2 protein-coding genes and 1 pseudogene are annotated in these 2,522 nt (G+C 69.8%); 2 read left to right on the forward strand and 1 reads right to left on the reverse strand.

Annotation, left to right across the window (positions count from 1 at the left end):
- Positions 1-818 (forward strand): EAL domain-containing protein (locus AB0G02_RS35065; RefSeq protein ID WP_360803188.1); only part of this gene is annotated, 818 nt, incomplete at its 5' end.
- 155 nt (positions 819-973) lie between these two features.
- Here the strand turns inward: AB0G02_RS35065 and AB0G02_RS35070 are convergent.
- Positions 974-1,630, reverse strand: a complete 657-nt coding sequence (locus tag AB0G02_RS35070) for a transcriptional regulator (RefSeq protein ID WP_360803191.1) — start codon at positions 1,628-1,630, stop codon at positions 974-976.
- A 279-nt stretch (positions 1,631-1,909) separates the two neighbouring features.
- Here AB0G02_RS35070 and AB0G02_RS35075 point away from each other — a divergent pair.
- Positions 1,910-2,522, forward strand: a pseudogene (locus tag AB0G02_RS35075) (diguanylate cyclase); the annotation flags it as partial.

Genomic DNA, 2,522 nt, shown 5'->3' on the forward strand with positions numbered 1-2,522 from the left:
CGAGGCCACCGTGCGCCGCGTGGTGGACACCCTCGGCGGCGACCCGGTGCTGCTGGAGCTGCTCTACGCGCTGGGCCGACCTGCGCACGGCCGTGTCCGACGGGCAGCTCGTGCTGCTCTACCAGCCGATCGTGGACCTGGCGACGTCGGCGGCGGCGGGCGCGGAGGCGTTGGTGCGGTGGCAGCGGCCGGGGCACGGGCTGCTCCCGCCGGGCGAGTTCATCGGGTTGGCGGAGGAGACCGGGCTGATCGTGCCGCTGGGCAACAAGGTGCTGGCGGGCGCGTGCGAGCAGGCGATGCGCTGGCGCGAGCAGGGACGGCAGCTCAGCGTGACGGTGAACGTGTCCACCCGGCAGCTGTCCGCCCCGGCGTTCCTGCCGTCGTTGGACCGGGTGCTGAAGACGACGGGGCTGCCGCCGGAGCGGTTGACCATCGAGGTGACCGAGTCGGTGTGGGCCGACGGCGCGGCGATGCGCGGGCTGATGGAGGTGCGGGAGACCGGGGTGCGGGTCGCGCTGGACGACTTCGGCACCGGGTACTCGTCGTTGAGCTACCTGCAGCGGTACCCGTTCGACGTGGTGAAGATCGACCGGTCGTTCACCGGGGCGTTGAACGACACCGGCCGCACGGCGGGCGTGGTGCGGTGCATCATCGACCTGGCGGAGGTGCTGGGCGCGCACACCGTCGCCGAGGGCATCGAGACCCAGGCCCAGGCCGACTGGCTGCGCAACGCCGGCTGCGCCTACGCCCAGGGCTACCTCTTCGGCCGTCCCGACTCGGCCGAGAACTGGGACGCCCAACCCTCCGTCCTCCCTTAGCGCGAGAGTCCTACCTCCAGCACGCGAGAGTCCTACGTCCACGTACCCCGAGTTGAACGCTCAGCGATGCCCGAACGTAGAACTCAGTGGTCGTGGAGGTAGGACTCTCGCGCTCTGAACGTAGGACTCTCGCGCTGGGGAGGGAGGACCTCCGGTCAGTGGAGGTCGGCGAGGGTGTTCCAGAAGAGGAGCTCGTAGGCGTGCAGGAGGCGGGCGGCGGGCATCGCGGGCGGGGGGGACCAGCCCGTGGCGATCACCTGGTCCAGCGCGCGCAGGCCCAGCGCGTCCAGCTCCGGCGCGGGCTCCGCGAAGAAGTCGAAGAACGCGCACCCGGCGTCGTCGAATCCGTAGTGCTCACGCAGCGCGGCGGCGATCGTCGCGCAATAGCCACCCCATTCCGCGAAGTTCGCCAGAATCGCGAGGAGCGCGTCGTGGGGATTGCCGTCCAACGCCAGCCTGGCCACGTACGACGGATATGCCTGGCAGCCCGGCAACGGCCGGTACGCGGCCACGTCCTCCGGGGACAGGCCGCACGCGGCGGCGAAATCAGCGAGTTTGCCCAACGCCAGGCCCTCGCCCCCGGCGACCGCGGCGAAGAACTCGCGCTGCGCCGGTTCGGTCGACTGCGCGGCCAACGTGAGGAACGCTCGCCAATCGCTCTGGACGATCCGGTGCTCCTCGGCCGCCAGCGCCTTCAACGCGCTCAGCGGAGCCTTGCCGCGCGCGATCAACGGCACCAGCCGGTTCGTCCCGCCGTCACCCTTCAACTCCGCGCGCACCCGCTCCAGCAGGGCTTTCGCGTCCTCCGCCATCGTTCCCCTCCTCCAGGAGCCGCACGTCACCGGCGACCGCGGCATGACTAATATGCACCTTATCGAGTCCTCCGTTGCGACGCGGATGGGCATCCGCGGGCGTTCCGCGGATGAAGACTCGGCAACAGGGATTGACTCGGGCTCCCCTTTACCGGTCTCATGTCCCCGGCTTGTCGAACGTCAGCGTTGCCGCACTAGGGAGAGCCGGGTTTGCGCGTCGCCGGAGTCACGTCGGTCGAAAACCGCGGAATCCCGATCCGGAAACAACATCAGTTGTGGATGGGTTATCTGGTTTTCGGTCTGTTATCGATCGCGGTCTACTACGCCCTGCCGATCTTCGTGGGCACGTTGCCGCTGCGGGTGGTCGTCTACTGCGCGGTGAGCACGTCCGCCGCCCTCGCCGTGTGGTGGGGCGTGCGGCGCAACCGGGCCGAACCCCGCGCGCCGTGGCTCGTGCTCTGCCTGAGCCAACTGGTGTACGCCCTGGCCGACACCAGCTTCTACACCTCGCACTACGTGCTGCACGAGACCGGCTACCCGTCCATCGCGGACGCGTTCTACCTGGCCCACTACCCGCTCGTGGTGGTCGGCCTGCTCATGCTGATCCGGCAGCGCCGCTCCGACCGCGACCTGCCCAGCCTGCTCGACTCGGTCTCGCTCACCGTGGTCGCGGGCCTGCTGTCGTGGGTGTTCGTGCTCGGCCCGCAGACCCGCCTGGGCACGCCCGTGCTGGTCGAGATGGTGTCGTTGGCCTACCCGCTGATGGACCTGGTGCTGCTGCTGGTGTCGCTGCGGCTGCTGTTCGGCGGCGGACGGCGTGACGCGGCGTTCGTGCTGCTGGCCCTCTGGCTGGCCGCGATCCTCACCGCCGACACCCTGTACGAGCTGCAAC

The sequence above is a fragment of the Actinosynnema sp. NPDC023658 genome, from assembly GCF_040639995.1.
GTDB lineage: Bacteria > Actinomycetota > Actinomycetes > Mycobacteriales > Pseudonocardiaceae > Actinosynnema.